Origin of the sequence: Niallia sp. FSL R7-0648, assembly GCF_038007005.1 — a bacterium.
In the GTDB taxonomy this organism is placed as follows: Bacteria; Bacillota; Bacilli; order Bacillales; family Cytobacillaceae; genus Niallia; species Niallia circulans.
Genome location: NZ_JBBOWE010000001.1, coordinates 911,178 through 928,770 on the forward strand (window position 1 = coordinate 911,178; position 17,593 = coordinate 928,770).

Genomic DNA, 17,593 nt, shown 5'->3' on the forward strand with positions numbered 1-17,593 from the left:
GTTAAGGCGAATAAATGAGAGATTGTAATTATAAAGGAGAAAAAAATGAAAGTATTACAAGCAATTATAATGACGGTGTTTATCGTATTTATTGGATTTATTGCAACAATGGTAACCACTTTATTCACAGCTAGTACATTTTATCTATGGTTTTTACCGATTATTACTGTATTTTATATGGTAACTGTTTATCTATTAATCTTTGAATGGGGGAAGAAAAAAGCAGTCAAAAGGGCAAGGATAGTAATTTTAGTCATGAGTATCTGCGGGATAGCGGGTTATATATTTTATGAACATTTTGATAAAAATTTAGAGGTGGTTAGTAGTCAAGATACGGATTTAACAGAATATATGCCATTTTTAGAGGGAACAAAAGCTGTGTCGTTGAAAGAAGAATCAACATTTAAAATAGAAGGGGATCTTCCAAGATTAGACGGCTCTACCGCTCTTTATCCTGTATACGCAGGGTTTGTTCAAGCAGTCTATCCACAAAAAATGTATCCATTAGAGGAAAGTGAGGTAGTTTCAAGTCAAACAAGTGAGGCATTTAATCGCTTATTAAATCGTGAGGCAGACATCATATTTGTGCCAAAGCCTTCAGAGAAACAATTTAAATTGGCTGAAAGCCTTGGGGTAAAATTAAAGCTTACACCAATTGGGAGAGAGGGATTTATCTTTTTTGTTCATGCGAAAAATCCAGTGGAAACACTAAGCGTGGAACAAATACAGGATATTTATTCTGGGAAAATAAGAAACTGGAAGGAAGTCGGTGGAAAACATGAAAAAATTAGAGCATTTCAAAGACCAGAAGAAAGTGGCAGTCAATCTGCATTGTTGAGGGTTATGGATGGAAAACCGTTAATGGATCCTCCCACAAAGGATATTGTCAATGCAATGGAAGGCATAATAAGTGAAACTGCAGACTATCAGAATAAAAGAAATGCGATTGGGTTCTCTTTCCGGCATTTTTCAGAAGATATGGTGCGTAATGGAAAAATAAGAAATATTGCTGTTGATGGAATACCTCCTACAGTAGAAACAATTAAAGATGGAAGCTACCCTTTCATTAATGAATTTTATGCCATTACGCTGGAGGATAATAAATCTCCCCAAGTTGATGGATTTTTAAAATGGATGGTGTCAGAGCAAGGCCAACGGATTGTTTCGGAAACTGGCTATGTGGCAGTTGAATAGATATTAATATGTGGTAGATCTTTGTTTGGGTAACCGGCAGTATTTATTACTGGCCGAGTTACCTATTTATATGGTAAACAGCAACAAAAGAATCTTTATTTTTTGCTTATAATGGAGAAAACTAATTAATTAGATTGATAGATAGCAGTAAAAAGGGGAGAAATCAGCCAAAGCAGCGAGGGAATCAGCCAAAATAAGAAAAAATCAGCCAAAGCAGCGAGAAAATCAGCCAAAGTAAGAAAAAATCAGCCAAACGCATCCACTCCTCATAAAGATGAAAACCAAAACGCTTTATTAATGGATTTTTTCTACTCAACCTTTCTAATCCCTTTTTTTGTCTATTTTATAGGGCGGAATGCCTGTAACTATCTAGTTTGGAATTCTGTTACCGTGAACAATCAAAAGAAATATTGACACTCATAATCTAGTATATTTATAATCTCACATAGAAAGAAAGCGTTTACTTTTACATCACTAGAAGAAGTAAACGCTTATTTTTTTACATTTAGTTAGGTTTAGTAAAAGGCTCAAGTTGCTTAAAACATTTAGAACAGGAGGAACAGGAATGAATCACTGGTTAAGGAAATCACTCATTATACTAACGATATTTGTTCTTGTGTTCACGACACGAGGCTTCTCGTTCAATCAAATGAACGTAAAAGCAGAGAACACAGATGGAAAAGATATACCTGAAAACACATTAAGAATTCATTATCAAAATGAGGAAAATAAGTATCAGGATCTAGGGTTATGGCTGTGGGACGATGTAGAATCACCTACTGCTAATTGGCCACAAGGTGCTGCAGCGTTTGAAGAAAAGAAGCAAGATGAGTATGGTACATATATTGATATTCCTTTGAAAGCAGATGCTAGAAAGGTTAGCTTTCTTGTTGTAAACAGAACGAATGGAGAGAAAGAGAGCGGAGATAAGTCCGTTACGATAAACAATCCATCATTAAATGAAGTATGGATTAAAGAAGGTTCAGATAGTGTTCATCTATTTGAGCCAGTAGAACTGGCTGAAAATACTGTTAGAATTCATTATCAAAGAGATGACCAAAACTATGATAAGTTAGGGTTGTGGTTATGGGAAGATGTAGAATCACCTACTGTTAATTGGCCGACTGATGCTGTAGCATTAGAAAAAAATGATCGCTATGGTGCTTATGTTGATATAAAAGTGAAAGAGAATGCTAAAAAAATTGGCTTTCTTATTGTAAACCGTGAAAATGGTGAAAAGATTGGTGGTGACAAAGGGTTCGCTTTATTGGAAGAGTATAATCATTTATGGATTAAAAATGAAGATGATCAAGTTTATATTTCACCATACTGGGAATCACCAACTGATTTAGTTTCAGGAGAACTATTGTCTGACACAACCATCCAATTAACTTTTTCCAGTACAAAAGGACTTGTGGAAGAGGATATAGCGCAAGCATTATCTATTGTGGATAAGGACCAAGAAGTAATAGATTTTAGTGCAGTGAAAATTATTAATGAAACCACAGTGGAAATAACAGGTGTTTATGATGCGGAAAAGGGGCCTTTTACAATCTCTTATCAAGGAAGATCTGTTACAGCCAAATCTGGATGGAAAATGTTAGATGAAAATTACTTTTATGAGGGCAATGATTTAGGGGCCACATATCATAATAAGGATGCAACATTAAAATTATGGGCACCGAAAGCATCAAAGGTAACCGCCGTTTTTTATGATAAAAATGATGCAGCAAGGAAAATTGGCAGTTTAGATTTAGTACAAGGGGATCAAGGGGTATGGAGTGTCGAAGCGAAAGCAGATGATCTCGGCATCAAAGATACAAGAGGATATTATTATCAATATGAAGTAACCAATGATGGAAAAGTATCTAAAGTTTTAGATCCTTATGCTAAATCGATGGCAGCTTTTACTGTTAACACAAAGGGACAGGTTGGCAGTGATGGCGATACAGTAGGAAAAGCAGCCATTGTTGATTTAAGTCAAACCAATCCCGCTAACTTAACTAGTGTGAAGATTGATGGCTATGAAAAACGAGAGGATGCAATTATATGGGAAGCTCATATTCGTGACTTTACTTCTGATCCAACCATTCAGACAGATTTAAATGGTCGCTTTGGAACTTATAAAGCATTTATTGATAAACTGGATTATATAAAATCCTTGGGTGTTACACATGTCCAACTCCTGCCAGTTAATGCTTGGTATTGGGGAGATGAAACGAGAATGGGAGAAAGGGAATTAGAGTATTCGGCAGCAGGAAATGAATATAATTGGGGGTATGATCCTCATAACTATTTCTCACCAGATGGTGCCTATTCGGAAAATCCAAAAGATCCAGAGCTGCGCATTAAAGAATTAAAGGAGCTAATTAATGCGATTCATGCTGCTGGCATGGGAGTGGTTCTAGATGTTGTATATACACATATGTCCAATGCTAGTCTATTAAATGATATTGTTCCAGATTATTATTTTTTCCAAGACAGTAATGGTAAATTTGTGGGGGGATTTGGAAATAACTTAGCTACAAATCATAAAATGGCGGAAAAGCTAATGATAGATTCAGTGAAATATTGGTTTCGTGAATTTAAAATCGATGGCATGAGATGGGATATGATGGGGGATGCAACCTATGAAGCTGTTCAAAAAGCTTATGATGAAGCGGCAGCCATCAATCCAAATGCATTATTTATTGGAGAAGGGTGGAGAACGTTCTCGGGGCATTTAGCAGACCCATCTTTGGCAGGAAAAGGTGCAGACCAAGACTGGATGGATAAAACCGATGATGTCGGTGTTTTCTCTGATGAAATAAGAAATGAGGTAAAATCGGGTTATGGTTCAGAAGGAGAGCCGCGCTTTATCACTGGCGGAGCTCGTAATATTCAGACGATATTTAACAATATAAAAGCACAGCCATCCAATACGCCAGCAGATAATCCAGGAGACATGGTGCAATATATTGAAGCACATGATAATCTGCCGCTCTACGATATTATTGCGAAAGCTTTGAAAAAAGATCCAGCCATTCCAGAAAATGATCTAGAAATTCATAAACGTATTCGCCTTGGAAACTCATTGATTCTGACTTCACAAGGCACGGCATTTTTACATGCAGGACAAGAATATGGAAGAACCAAGCAATGGCTAGGAGAGGGAATTCCAGAACAAAAATATGATGCTTTTACAGATGAAAATGGCAATGTGTTTGGTTACTTTGTTCATGATTCCTATGATTCATCTGATGCCATTAATATGTTTGATTGGTCCAAAGCCACCAATAAGGAAGTATATCCAGTAAATAATGAAACGGTGGAATATACAAAAGGATTAATTGAATTAAGAAAATCAAGCAATGCTTTTCGACTAGGAGAAAAGGGTTTAGTCGATTCTAATGTAACCATGATTGCTGCACAAGAGATTCAGGAAGAGGATGTTGTTATTGCCTATAAAAATGAGTCAACAGACGATACAGGCAGCTATTATGTATTTATAAATGGTGATACAAAAGCTAGGGAGCTGACATTAAGTGAAGATTTAACCGAATTTAATGTAGTAGTGGATAATGATGAAGCAGGTAAAGATTCTGTTGAAGAGAAAAGTGGTTTCACTTTAACAGCAGAAAAAATAACACTTGAGCCACTTACTACTATTGTCATAAAAAATGAAAAAGAGACAGGCGGAAATCAGGATGATGGCGCCAAAGAGCCAAATGATCCAGAAAATCCAGTGGATTCAACAGATCCTAAAGCTCCAGAAAAACCAGATAAAGAAGACCCAGTTAATGCAGATAAGAATCCCAATGATAATAAGGGAGACATGGGAGATAACGGTGAGAAGGCTGACAATAACGGAAAATCAAAAAATTCCTTGCCAAATACAGCAACTAATAATGGCACATATCTACTGATTGGGATAGTTATTTTAGCAGCAGGTGTTTGTCTTTCTATCATCATTCGCAGAAAAAAAGCAGATGCAGAATAAATAAATAGATAGCAGAAGTTAGGAGTATAGCTAACTTCTGCTTTTTGTATTTAAAAAAGGGAAAGAAAGCAAAAAATAATGGACGAAGGATAAAACGAAATTTTGTGTGCACCTTATTATTCAGAAGGTGTGGTAAAATGAAGAAAATAATAGCAATGGTTAGTTTGTTTTTATGTTTAATAGCACTCCCTACGATGGTATTTGCTGATACATATACCGTTAAAAATGGAGATTCAATGTGGAAAATTGCGATGAAATATCAAATTGGCTTAAAAGAGATTATTGCTGCGAACACACAGATTTCAAATCCTAGTTTAATTTATCCAAATCAAAAATTGACTATCCCCAATATTGATTCCATTAAAACTGTAGATCGGGAAGTAATCCGACTTTGCAATATAGAACGTCAAAAAAAAGGACTTCCTGCTATAACGGAAAACTGGGAATTATCAAGAGTTGCTAGAGATAAATCGATGGATATGGCTCAAAAAAATACTTTAGTCCTACAAGTCCAACATACGGATCGCCATTTGATATGATGAAAGCCTACGGAATTGGTTATAAAGCAGCCGGGGAAAATATTGCCCAAGGCCAAACAAGCGCACAAGCAGTAGTTCAAGCGTGGATGAATTCTAGCGGTCATAGAGCCAATATACTAAGTAAAAACTTTACACAAATCGGTGTAGGATATTACCAAAATGGTAACTATTGGACGTAAATGTTTATATCAAAATAATATTCTAGTAAGGGATTACTACTTAAAATTGAGTGATAATCCCTTTATTTATGGTGATGAGATTAATGGTTTCATTTGTAACCCCCTTCTGGCTATTGACGTTTCCTCTTGAATATTCCGCCTAGCTCTCATTGAAGGCTTGCCAAACCATTTTCAACTATGATTTCCTCGTATAGTTATTCGACAACCGCGATAGAGAGGACAATTGCCAAAACATTTAGTGACAAGACGAATCTTTTTGTGAGAAAATATTTTTAAAAAGGGAGGCTATGTCCATGTATAGTTTTAATAATGATTATAGTGAAGGAGCACATCCGCGAATTTTACAAGCATTGCTAGAATCCAATCTGCAGCAAGAAATAGGATATGGGCAAGATTCCTTTACACACAAAGCAGTTGAAATATTGAAAGAAAAACTGAATTGTGAGGAGGTAGATGTTCATCTTTTAGTTGGCGGAACGCAAACTAATTTAATTGCCATCTCTGCCTTTTTAAGACCACATGAAGCAGCAATTGCCGCAGCGTCTGGACATATTTTTGTTCATGAAACAGGAGCTATCGAAGCAACTGGTCATAAAGTTCTTACTGTTGATACGGAAAATGGCAAGTTAACACCAAGTCTAATTCAACATGTACTTGATGAGCATACAGATGAACATATGGTAAAGCCAAAACTCGTATACATATCCAATTCAACTGAAATTGGAACGATTTATTCCAAAAGCGAGCTTAAACAGTTAAGTGAGTTTTGTCAGAAGAATCAATTGCTTTTCTATATGGATGGAGCACGTTTAGGGTCAGCACTTTGTGCCAAAGACAATGATCTTACGTTAAGTGATTTACCTCAACTTCTGGATGCTTTTTATATTGGCGGTACCAAAAATGGAGCATTGATGGGGGAAGCGCTTGTGATAAAGAAAGATTCCTTAAAGGAGGATTTCCGTTATCATATGAAGCAAAAAGGGGCTATGCTGGCAAAAGGCAGAGTGCTAGGAATCCAATTTTATGAGTTATTTAAGGATACTCTTTTCTTCGAATTGGCTGAACACGCTAATAAGCTGGCAGAAAGACTAACGACAGCATTAGCCGAGAAAGGTTATCGTTTTTTAACCCAATCTTCGACTAATCAGGTTTTTCCGATTGTTTCGAACGATAAGATTATAGAATTACAGAAGAATTATCAATTCAACATATGGGAAAAAATTGATAAGGAACATTCTGCGATTCGGCTTGTTACCTCTTGGGCAACAAGAGAAGAGGAAGTGGAGCAATTTATTAACGATTTAAAATAAGAATAGATAAAATTATCAATGGCATACCAGAAATAATTAGGTATGCCATTATTCGTTATTCCATAGGAAAGGTTCCGTAGAAAAGAATTTTAAGTATTGTTACAGTAAAGCGTTATAGCTAGACCGCTATATTTACTAATGAACTATTATACGAAAAAACAATAGTCTTTTATAATACCTAGCATTTTTTTCTTTACTTATTTTTGTTTGCTCTCTATAATATTCATATAAACCCCACGGGGTATATTTTTTATCGAAAATAATACCCCGTATGGTATAAAGGAGGAGCTTTTTATGAGTAAGAAAGTAATTATTATTGGTGGTGTGGCAGGTGGAGCAACAGCTGCTGCACGATTAAGAAGGATAAGTGAAGAAGTAGAAATTATCTTGATTGAAAAAGGAGAGCACATTTCTTTTGCTAATTGTGGGCTGCCTTATTATATTGGAGAAACGATTAAAGACAGAAGTAAGTTGCTTGTACAGACAGTGGAAGGAATGTCAAAAAAGTTTTTATTGGATATTAGAGTACAGAGTGAAGCAATATCGATTGATTCGAATAATAAAAAAGTCACGATTAAAAATTTACAAACAGAAGAGATATACGAAGAAACTTATGATAAGCTGTTGCTTTCACCAGGAGCAAGACCAATTATTCCCCCTATATTAGGTATAGAAAACCATCAATCACTATTTACACTAAGAAATATACCAGATACAGATCGCATAAAAGCCTTTGTTGATCAAAACGCACCAGAAAGTGCTGTAATTATAGGTGGCGGATTTATTGGTGTAGAAATGGCAGAAAACCTAGCTGCCCGTGGAATAAAGGTAATGATTGTGGAGAAGGGGCATCAAGTTTTAGGTCCACTGGATGTGGAAATGGCAGGTTCTGTTCAAACACATCTTAAGCAAAATGGAATAACGCTTATTTTAGGAAATGGAGTAAAAGAATTTAAAGGCAATGGAGATATCATAGTACTGGAAGATGGGACGGAAGTTCAAACAGATATGACCATTCTATCTATTGGAGTAAGGCCAGAAAATGAGTTAGCCAAACAAGCGGGACTAGAAATTGGAGAACAAGGTGGTATTGTTGTAAATCACTTGTTACAAACTTCTAATCAAGATATTTATGCTGTTGGGGATGCTATTGAAGTTCGTGACTATATCAATAGAAAGAAAACAATGATACCACTTGCAGGGCCAGCAAATCGCCAAGGTAGAATTGCTGCTAATAATATGATGGGAAAAAAAGAGAAGTACGAAGGAACATTAGGTACTTCAATTGTTAAAGTGTTTGACTTAACAGTAGCTACTACTGGAAATAATGAAAAAACACTCCAAAAATGGGGGATTCCTTATGAGGTGGTTCATATTCACCCAAATTCACATGCTGGTTACTATCCTGAAAGTTCTTCTATTGCTTTCAAATTGATATTTGATAAAGAATCAGGACAAATATATGGGGCACAAGCAATTGGAAGGGGAGGTGTCGATAAACGAATTGATGTCATTGCAACTGCAATTAAAGGTAATCTAACCGTAGAAGATCTAACTAATTTAGAACTATCGTATGCACCGCCATATTCATCTGCCAAGGATCCTGTAAATATGGCAGGATATGTGGCAGTAAATATTGTAGAAGGAGAATTAGAGCAAATCCAATGGCATGAGGTAGATCAGATAGTGCAAAACGGTGGCTATTTACTGGATGTAAGAGAAAGTGTTGAGCGAGAGTTTGGATATATAGAAGGGTCACTTAATATGTCGTTAGGTGAAATAAGAGAGAGAATGGCTGAATTACCAAAAAATCAACCGATTTATGTGAGCTGTCAAGTTGGTTTAAGAGGATATTTAGCTAGTAGAATATTAAAAAATAACGGTTTTAATGTAAAAAACGTTGATGGTGGATGGAAAACCTATTCTTCAGCTTTTGCGGATACAGAAATGGCAGAAAGAACGGAAGGAAGCAGCCAAACAAATGAAGAAATAAGAGAAGACGAAAGCTTTCAAATTGATACAGTACTGGATGTTTCCGGATTAACTTGTCCAATGCCAATTGTGAAATTAAAACAAGGGATGGATCAATTAGAGAGCAAGCAAGTGTTAGAGTTGCAAGCGACAGATAGAGGGGTATTAAGTGATTTGCCAGCATGGACAAAAAAAGTAGGACATCAAATTTTAAAAACGGAACAAGTAGGCTCTACCATTAAATTTTGGATTAAGAAAAAATAAAAGAAAAAAAGAATGCTCTTTAGTTAGGCATGCTATATATTCGCTTCAGCTAGTTTGACAGGCTATAATAATGATCAATAAATCATGTATAATGTAGGATAATAGTGACTAACTGAAAATATGGCAAATGGAAGGGGTATTTTCTTTGGAATATAATGATCAATTAAAAAATAGAGTTAAGCGGATGGAAGGACAATTAAGAGGAATTCTGAAAATGATGGAGGAGAATAAAGATTGTAAGGAAGTGATTACACAGTTATCAGCTGTTCGTTCAGCAGTAGACCGAACAATGGGTGTTATTGTGAGCACTAACTTAGTTGACTGTGTGGTAGAAGCCCAGGAAAACGGAGAAAGAATGGATGATGTAATTAAGGAAGCAGTAAATCTGTTAGTCAAAAGCAGATAATGAACAAAGATAAAAAGCTCTAGAACCTATAGAGCTTATAATTTTAGATGATTATATACCTATAGGGGTAAAGGTAATTAGGAAAGGGAGATAAAATGACAACGAAAACGACGATTGTGTTATTCAGTGGTGAATATGATAAAGCGATGGCTGCCTATATAATTGCTAATGGTGCAGCTGCTTATGATCATGAAGTCACTATCTTTCATACTTTTTGGGGATTAAATGCTTTAAGAAAAAAAGAGAATATAAAAGTAAATAAGGGATTGTTAGAAAAGCTCTTTGGAAAAATGATGCCGAAGGGAGCAGATAGAATGGGTTTATCCAAAATGAACTTTTTAGGATTTGGTCCTAAGATGATTAAACATGTTATCAAACAGCATCAGGCAATGACACTTCCCCAATTAATAGCAATGGCGCAGGAACAGAAGGTAAATCTTGTCGCATGTACGATGACAATGGATTTACTTGGATTAAAAGAAGAAGAGCTGTTAAAAGGGATTGATTATGCTGGTGTTGCTGCCTATTTGGCTGAAGCAGAGGATGGCCATGTGAATTTATTTATCTAAAATTAGTTTTTCGAGGGAAGGGGTAAATGAAATGAAAGAAATAACAACAACGGAATTAAATAGCAAATTACGGAGTGGAGAGAAAGTCTCGATTATTGATGTTCGGGAACCAGCGGAAGTAGCGACAGGGAAAATTCCTGAAGCAATAAATATTTCTTTGCGTCTTATTGAATTTAGATTGCATGAATTAGATAAACAAAAAGAATATTTTATTATATGTCAATCGGGAGGAAGAAGTAATCAGGCTGCTCAAATATTAAATAAATATGGATATAGGGTAGTAAATGTCATTGGTGGTATGCAAAACTGGGAAGGAAAAGTCGAATGAAAAGATTGGTAAAAACAGGAAAGTTAACTCCTTCCTGTTTTTACCCTTTTTTATCAAATCTTTGGAAATTTCACGGGAGTATTTATAGAAAGCTTGTCCTTGTATGAACGATAGGCGATCAATACTTGGTCTTTTGAACTCGCATCCAACTGTAGGATGAAATCTCCATTTGTTTCTAAATAATAACGAATGCCATTCTCTTGTAAATGACTGAAGTAATAATAATTGCCTAATAAATATTTGCTTTCTGTTTTTGTTTCCTTATTTTCTTTTATATATTTTGCCAGTTCATTTACGGACAGAGAAGTTTCACCCGTTAAGGTGAAAAGACCTTTTCGAACCGAATCAGCTGCCTGAATAATGGAATCTTTCACTTTAGTGACCATCGTATCCAAATAATTATTCATTTTTTCCTCCATACAATTGCTAATTTTCGTGCTACTTTCATTTATCTTTAAAAGTCTGATTAAATTTTGTTAATTCAGGATCTTTTTTTTATTGCTTGACATGAAATGCAGTGGTTTCAACTTCTGTATCTCTACTTATTCCTAACTGATCTCCATCAGCGTCCGCAATTACCCCTTCACGTGGACCATCCATATTTGGATCAACATTTACTTGAACTTGATTTCTAGGCATCTTGACACCTCCTAGTGATAGGATGGATAAAAAGAAAGAAAAAAATCCATGGTTTAGTGTTTTTAAAACCTTTAGTCTCTAGTAAAAATTAACAAAGCAATAGTTCTATCATTGTCGATTATTAACAATTTTTAAGCGTATAGTTTCCAGAACGTTCACCATACTAATCCTGTTGTTTAAAATCCATTTACAGGAGGAGATTATATTGTTGCAAAACGGACAGCAAGTACACCAAAATCTACAAACAGGTCAAGTTCCACAAGCGATGAATCATGGCGGACATGAAATGTTTGATGTTCATGAAGTACTAGTTGGAGCAATAAATACCATGAATTTGTATAAATTGTTAGGAAACCATATTCAGGATCCAGAATTACGAGATATTCAAAACAGACAATATCAATTTATTCAAGAAGAGTACAATTTAACATTAGAGTGTTTTCAAACTGGACAACCTCCTGCAAAGAGAACTGAACCATATATGATGAAAGAAAATAATGATTTCATCTTTGGAATGACCCAGATGCCTCCTGCAAAGCCAATTCAAAATGTGACGGAAATGAGTGATCAGCAAGCTGCAGTTGCAATGCTTAGTGCATTAAAAGCTTCTGCTTCTATGAAAACAGTGGCAGCAGCTGAAACAACTAATCCGGTTGTACGTCGAGTTATTGCAGCTTCTATTCCGAACTGTTTGGAAATGGCTTATGAAGTATCTTTATACCAAAACAAGCATCATTATTATCAAGTTCCTCAGCTGGCTGCTCAAGATATGCAAAATATCTTAAACGGATTTGCACCTGCACAAGGAGCTCCAATGATGCAGCAGCAAATGAATATAAATAATAATATGCATTAATTTATAGGGGAGTTATCTCTATCTTTGAGGTAACCTCCCTATAAATCTTTGTCAAAATGAGGAATGAATGATGAAAAAAACTGTAATGCTGTTATTTTTTTTATTTCCTTTTTTACCTTCTATGGGCATTGCGCAAACAAAGATTCCGATTTTGGTGTACCATTCCATTGAAGAGTTTCATGGACAAGGTTCAAAAGAATTATATGTGACTCCAGCAAATTTTGAAAAGCAAATGATTTATTTACGAGATCATGGTTTTACTCCGTTAACTTTTGAAAGATGGCAGGATATAAATAAAGTTAAAAAGCCAATTTTTATTACGTTAGACGATGGTTATAAAAATAATTTAAGAGTGTTTGAAATTTTTCAAAAGATTTTATATCAATTCAATCCCATACAGCAACACATCCTGATTTGGTGAAAACAACAGACTATAAACATGAGCTAAAAGAATCGAAAGACAAAATCGAAGCAATTACAGGAAAGGAAGTTATTGCACTGTCTTATCCTTATGGAAATATTGATTCTAAGGCAATGGAGGAAGTCAAGAAGTATTATTCTTTCGGGCTAACCACAACACCAGAATTCTATAGTGAAAAGGGAATAAAGGATGAACTCTATCTGTTACCGCGTAAATATATTAAGTACTCTACCACATTAGAGGAGTTTGCCGATATAGTCGAGAGTGCTGAAGGTTGATTGCTTGGAGAAGTAATCGACTTTTGGCGCTTTTTGTCATTTTATTTCCCGGAAAATGAAAAGAACTGACTCTACTCTAACTTTTAAGTTACAGAAAGTCAGTGTCTTTTTCATCACTTCATACCCGTATTTGCTTTCACAATAACCTCGGCGTATTTCTTTTCATCTCGTTTATTGGAGAGGATGGTCCCAATAAATGCACCGAGAAAACCTGCAGGAATTGAAATGATAGCAGGATTTGTTAGTGGGAATATAGCAGTTCCAGTTAAAATAGCAGCACCAGGTTCAGGGTTAAGTACACTCGGGCTGATGGCAACCAACACTAACGCCGTAAGTAGTCCTGTTACTACGCCGGATATAGCGCCGGCTGTATTAAATCTTTTCCAGTAGATTGTAAAAATGATAACTGGTAAATTAGCACTGGCTGCTACACAGAATGCAAGGGATACGAGAAAGGCTACATTCATTTTTTGAGCAAATAGGGCAAGGATAATGGATAGAAAGGCTACTGCAACCGAGGCATAACGAGCTGCATTCATTTGCTGTTTTTCGGTAACCTTTCCTTTTTTTATTATTTGACCATATATATCATGGGCAAAGGCTGAGGCACCTGATAATACAAGTCCTGCTACAACTGCTAGAATGGTCGCAAATGCTACCGCAGAAACAAAACTCATTAAAAAGTCACCGCCAAGAGCGTGAGCAAGCAATGGTGCTGCCATATTGCCCGCGGCATTTGCTTCCACAATGTCGGCAGCCCCTACAAAAGCAGCAGCTCCAAAGCCTAAAAAGATGGTTAAGATATAGAAAATGCCTATAACCCAAGTTGCTGTTACAACAGAGCTTCTAGCTGTTTTCGCATCTTTTACTGTGAAGAAGCGCATTAGTATATGCGGCAGACCTGCCGTTCCTAGAACGAGTGCTGCCATCATAGAAATAGTATCGAGAGAGTTGGTATACTTCACGCCAGGATTAATATAACTTTCTCCTAATGGTGTAAGTGTTTTGATTTCGTCGAACATTGTAAGGATATTAAAGTTGAATTTTGCAAGAACAAGAAAGGAGATAACAACTGTTCCAAGCATTAAAAGGACAGCTTTAATAATTTGAACCCAGCTTGTAGCAGTCATACCGCCAAATAATACATAAATAGTCATCATGATGCCAACAATTAAAACTGCAAGCCAATAATCGATTCCCAATAATAGCTGGATAAGGGCGCCAGCTCCAACTAATTGAGCAATCATATAAAAAATTACAATGGTAATCGTACTTAATGCGGCTGCACCTCGCACTTTTTTCTGATCAAAGCGGGCATTTATCATATCAGCAATCGTATACTTTCCTAAATTTCTTAGTGGTTCTGCAACAATATAAAGAACGACTAAATAAGCAACTAAGTATCCAATCGAATAGAAAAATCCATCAAACCCAGTTAACGCGATGGCACCTGCTATTCCGAGGAAGGAGGCGGCTGATAAATAGTCCCCTGCAATGGCTAAGCCATTTTGCCAGCCTGTTAATCCCCCGCCAGCTGTATAAAATTCACTTGTTGTATTGGTTCTTTTAGCTGCCCAATATGTAATGATAAGAGTGATGAGGACGATAATGACAAACAACATTAATGCGATTGGACTCATTTATTTTTAGCCCCTTCCATCTGGTTTTCTTCCACAATGTCAGCAGCTAATTCATCAAATTTCATTGCTTTTCGAACATAAATCATGGATAACACCCAAGTCATGATAAACTGTGCAAATGCATACACCCACGTCCATGTAATCGATCCGATAGCAGGCTTGTTTAAAATAGTTGTGTAAGAAGTCAAAATTGGTAACATAAAATAAAAGAGTAAAAAGAAGACGGTGAGAGGAATTAGAAATTTTTTCTTTTGGGACATTAATTGCTTGAACTTAGAACTATTGGCAATTTGTACGAAATCGTAAGGCGGAGATTGCTTTTTTGCATCTTTGGCCAAATTACTCATTCACTTTCCCCCTTGTAAATAATATTTTCCAATATAACAATAGTGTAAAAACTTCAAAGAAGAATCGCAATGGTTCTTTTTTCTTAAATGTAAGCGTTTTATTTGAGCGAAATGGCTTATTTTTGTTGAAAATAACTTAAACTTATGCGAATAGAAGAATAAAAGAAAATGGAGTTATTTGATAGTGTTGTAAAGGAGTATTTACTATATTAAAATTTTTTCTTTTGTTTATTATGTTTTGAGACGTGGTACATCTTAAGCGAACAGCAATATGAAAAGTCAAGGAGGAGATAGCGTCATGTTTCGTCATCAAAAAGAATTACAGTTTGAAGTGAAAGTGGACAGACCAGATCCAATGTTAGCACGTCAAATTCAAGAGGTGCTTGGAGGACAATTCGGTGAAATGACCGTAATGATGCAATATCTTTTCCAAGGTTTTAATTGTCGCGGAGAAGAAAAATATAAGGATATGCTCATGGATATAGGAACAGAAGAGATCGGTCACGTTGAAATGCTTTGCTCTTTAATCAGTCAGCTACTAAATGGTGCATCACCTGAGGATCAGGCTGAAGCAGCGAAAGATCCAGCAGTTGCAGCCATTATGGGGGGAATTAATCCACAACATCTGCTTGTAAGTGGATTGGGCGGCATGCCAACTAATTCTAATGGGGTACCATGGAATGGATCGTATATTGTCGCAAGTGGAAATCTTTTAGCCGATATGCGTTCAAATTTACATGCAGAAAGCCAAGGACGCTTACAGGTAGCAAGATTGTATCATATGACAACTGATGAAGGAGTTAGAGCCACATTTAGAAAAATGTTAGCGCGTGACCGTTACCATCAATATCAATGGCTAGCAGCAATCGAGGAATTAGAAGCTAAAAATGGTGTAGTTGTTCCAGCTAGCTTCCCTCCGGAAGCAGAAAAAGAATCTCAGCCAGAAGCGTATGAATTCTGGAATCTATCAGAAGGAGATGCTTCTTCAGAAGGTCTATGGGCAACAGGCAGCGCTCAAGATGGAACAGGAGACTTTGTGTATGTAAAAGAGCCAGTACCAAAGGGGCAGGTTCCTCTTAATCCAATTCCATCTGAGTCATTGCATCATGATTTGAATATTAAATAGTAAAAATATAAAGTAAATAGACACAAATTATTAAGTCCGATAATAGTTTGTGTCTATTTTTTTCCTTTTTATTGGCTAGTAATCTTGTGGGAAATAGTGTAGAATAACTTAAAAAAGTTTAAATAATCACAAGAGTTTAAATTTTTCGTATTTCCATCAACTTGTTTTCATGTTACATTTAAACAAGTTATAGATTCTAGCATGATGAAAGTCGCAACCGAGATTTTTCTATACATAATAATATATATATTTTTCTGAAAAGTCTAGTATTAAAAAGAGAGAAGAAATTTACGGAGGTAGGGATTCACATGACAAAAACGATTATTAAAGCACCATTTAGAGCAGATCACGTAGGAAGTTTACTGCGTCCTCAATCTATTCATGATGCTAGAAAGAATTTTGCAGATGGAGTTATTTCAGCAGAAGAGCTACGTGCAGTAGAAACAGAAGAAATTAAACGTATTGTGGACAAGCAGATTGAGGTGGGTCTTCAAGCAGTTACAGATGGAGAGTTCCGCCGCAGATTCTGGCATACTGATTTCATGGAGCATTTAACAGGAGTAGAAGGCTATGTACCTGACCATGGTTATAAATTTAATGGGGTTGAAACGGAAGCTTACGATGTGCGAGTAACAGGAAAAGTATCATTTAATCCTGATCATCCTCATTTAAAAGATTTTAAGGAATTCTATGAGATTGTGGGCGATCGTGCCATTGCAAAAATGACCATCCCAAGTCCAAACCAATTTTTCAATGCCGGTATCCGTAATGAAGAAATCTATCCGGATATTGAAGAATATGCCAATGATATTATCCAAGCTTATCGTGATGCTGTTCAAGCATTCTATGAGGCAGGCTGCCGTTATCTACAATTTGATGATGTATATATTGCAGGACTTTGTGCTCCAGAGCTGCCATTTGCAAAAAGTGAGTTAGAAAGACAAGAATTAATCGACTTAGCATTACACGTTGTGAATGGTGTTCTAGAAGGAAAGCCAGAAGATTTAATCGTAACAACACATCTTTGCCGTGGAAACTATCAATCTACATGGGCGTTTGAAGGTCCATATGATAAAATCGCTCCTAGCTTCTTTGCGAAGGAAAAAGTAGATGGCTTCTTCTTGGAGTATGATGATGAGCGTTCTGGTGGTTTCAACCCACTCGAATTTGTGCCAAATGGAGGACCACAAGTAGTTTTAGGTGTATTCACTTCCAAAACGGGTGAATTAGAAGATAAAGCAGCAATCAAAGCACGTGTAGAAGAGGCTTCTAAATACGTTGCTCTTGAACAGCTTTGTATCAGCCCGCAATGTGGATTTGCTTCAACCCATCACGGAAACATCTTAACAGAAGAAGAACAATGGAATAAATTAAAATATATTGTAGATGTAGCGAAAGAGATTTGGGGATAAAATAGTTTTATAGTCGGATAAAAGAGGCACATACTCATATTAAATGTGCCTCTTTTATTTTTAGCTGCAACTATAATAAGGTTATGAAGATAGTTTTTAAAAGAGAGGAATAGCAGATGCAATGGAGTAAGTTAA

At 36.1% G+C, this 17,593-nt stretch carries 16 protein-coding genes and 1 pseudogene; 13 read left to right on the forward strand and 4 right to left on the reverse strand.

Going from position 1 to position 17,593, the window contains the following annotated elements:
- Positions 1-45: 45 nt before the first annotated feature.
- From NSQ89_RS04325 to NSQ89_RS04360, 8 genes and pseudogenes are all read left to right on the forward strand, one after another.
- Positions 46-1,194: a PstS family phosphate ABC transporter substrate-binding protein gene (locus NSQ89_RS04325; protein WP_341132292.1), complete on the forward strand. Its 1,149-nt coding sequence runs from the start codon at positions 46-48 to the stop codon at positions 1,192-1,194.
- Positions 1,195-1,759: 565 nt separating this feature from the next.
- A complete protein-coding gene (locus NSQ89_RS04330; RefSeq protein ID WP_341132293.1) occupies positions 1,760-5,173 on the forward strand; it encodes a pullulanase in 3,414 nt (1,137 codons plus the stop codon).
- Between the two features lie 155 nt (positions 5,174-5,328).
- Positions 5,329-5,891, forward strand: a pseudogene (safA, locus tag NSQ89_RS04335) (SafA/ExsA family spore coat assembly protein).
- Between the two features lie 293 nt (positions 5,892-6,184).
- Positions 6,185-7,201: a threonine aldolase family protein gene (locus tag NSQ89_RS04340; RefSeq protein ID WP_061800301.1), complete on the forward strand. Its 1,017-nt coding sequence runs from the start codon at positions 6,185-6,187 to the stop codon at positions 7,199-7,201.
- Positions 7,202-7,495: 294 nt separating this feature from the next.
- A complete protein-coding gene (locus NSQ89_RS04345) occupies positions 7,496-9,436 on the forward strand; it encodes an FAD-dependent oxidoreductase (protein ID WP_341132294.1) in 1,941 nt (646 codons plus the stop codon).
- A gap of 145 nt (positions 9,437-9,581) precedes the next feature.
- Entirely contained in the window at positions 9,582-9,842 is a 261-nt protein-coding gene (locus tag NSQ89_RS04350; protein WP_047941399.1) for a metal-sensitive transcriptional regulator, read from the forward strand.
- 95 nt (positions 9,843-9,937) lie between these two features.
- Positions 9,938-10,411, forward strand: coding sequence for a DsrE/DsrF/DrsH-like family protein (locus NSQ89_RS04355; RefSeq protein WP_047941400.1), 474 nt, complete (start codon positions 9,938-9,940; stop codon positions 10,409-10,411).
- Between the two features lie 31 nt (positions 10,412-10,442).
- The gene (locus NSQ89_RS04360) at positions 10,443-10,739 is read left to right on the forward strand and encodes a rhodanese-like domain-containing protein (protein WP_047941401.1); all 297 of its coding nucleotides are present in this window, start codon (positions 10,443-10,445) and stop codon (positions 10,737-10,739) included.
- A 53-nt stretch (positions 10,740-10,792) separates the two neighbouring features.
- Here the strand turns inward: NSQ89_RS04360 and NSQ89_RS04365 are convergent, their stop codons facing one another.
- Both NSQ89_RS04365 and NSQ89_RS04370 read right to left on the reverse strand, forming a co-directional pair.
- A complete protein-coding gene (locus NSQ89_RS04365; RefSeq protein ID WP_047941402.1) occupies positions 10,793-11,146 on the reverse strand; it encodes a hypothetical protein in 354 nt (117 codons plus the stop codon).
- Positions 11,147-11,234: 88 nt separating this feature from the next.
- Entirely contained in the window at positions 11,235-11,378 is a 144-nt protein-coding gene (locus NSQ89_RS04370; protein ID WP_156485453.1) for a hypothetical protein, read from the reverse strand.
- Positions 11,379-11,643: 265 nt separating this feature from the next.
- Between NSQ89_RS04370 and NSQ89_RS04375 the strand changes: the two genes are divergently transcribed.
- From NSQ89_RS04375 to NSQ89_RS04385, 3 genes are all read left to right on the forward strand, one after another.
- Complete coding sequence (locus NSQ89_RS04375; RefSeq protein ID WP_047941610.1) at positions 11,644-12,234, forward strand: spore coat protein; 591 nt, start codon at positions 11,644-11,646, stop codon at positions 12,232-12,234.
- A 67-nt stretch (positions 12,235-12,301) separates the two neighbouring features.
- Positions 12,302-12,655, forward strand: a complete 354-nt coding sequence (locus NSQ89_RS04380; RefSeq protein WP_341132295.1) for a hypothetical protein — start codon at positions 12,302-12,304, stop codon at positions 12,653-12,655.
- Entirely contained in the window at positions 12,652-12,933 is a 282-nt protein-coding gene (locus NSQ89_RS04385) for a polysaccharide deacetylase family protein (protein ID WP_341133141.1), read from the forward strand. The genes NSQ89_RS04380 and NSQ89_RS04385 overlap by 4 nt, the downstream gene beginning before the upstream one ends.
- Positions 12,934-13,046: 113 nt before the next feature.
- On the opposite strand, the gene NSQ89_RS04390 is transcribed toward NSQ89_RS04385, so the two are convergent.
- Positions 13,047-14,573 carry a solute symporter family protein gene (locus NSQ89_RS04390; protein ID WP_047941403.1) on the reverse strand — a complete coding sequence of 509 codons (1,527 nt, stop codon included), beginning with the start codon at positions 14,571-14,573 and terminating at the stop codon, positions 13,047-13,049.
- On the reverse strand, positions 14,570-14,920 hold the full coding sequence (locus NSQ89_RS04395; RefSeq protein WP_047941404.1) for a DUF485 domain-containing protein: 351 nt from the start codon (positions 14,918-14,920) through the stop codon (positions 14,570-14,572). Before NSQ89_RS04395 ends, NSQ89_RS04390 begins: the two co-directional genes overlap by 4 nt.
- Before the next feature lie 298 nt (positions 14,921-15,218).
- Between NSQ89_RS04395 and NSQ89_RS04400 the strand changes: the two genes are divergently transcribed.
- Both NSQ89_RS04400 and NSQ89_RS04405 read left to right on the forward strand, forming a co-directional pair.
- The gene (locus tag NSQ89_RS04400; RefSeq protein ID WP_341132296.1) at positions 15,219-16,046 is read left to right on the forward strand and encodes a manganese catalase family protein; all 828 of its coding nucleotides are present in this window, start codon (positions 15,219-15,221) and stop codon (positions 16,044-16,046) included.
- Positions 16,047-16,354: 308 nt separating this feature from the next.
- Positions 16,355-17,458 (forward strand): 5-methyltetrahydropteroyltriglutamate--homocysteine S-methyltransferase, encoded by a 1,104-nt coding sequence (locus NSQ89_RS04405; protein ID WP_341132297.1) that lies wholly within the window; start codon positions 16,355-16,357, stop codon positions 17,456-17,458.
- The last annotated feature ends 135 nt before the right edge of the window (positions 17,459-17,593 follow it).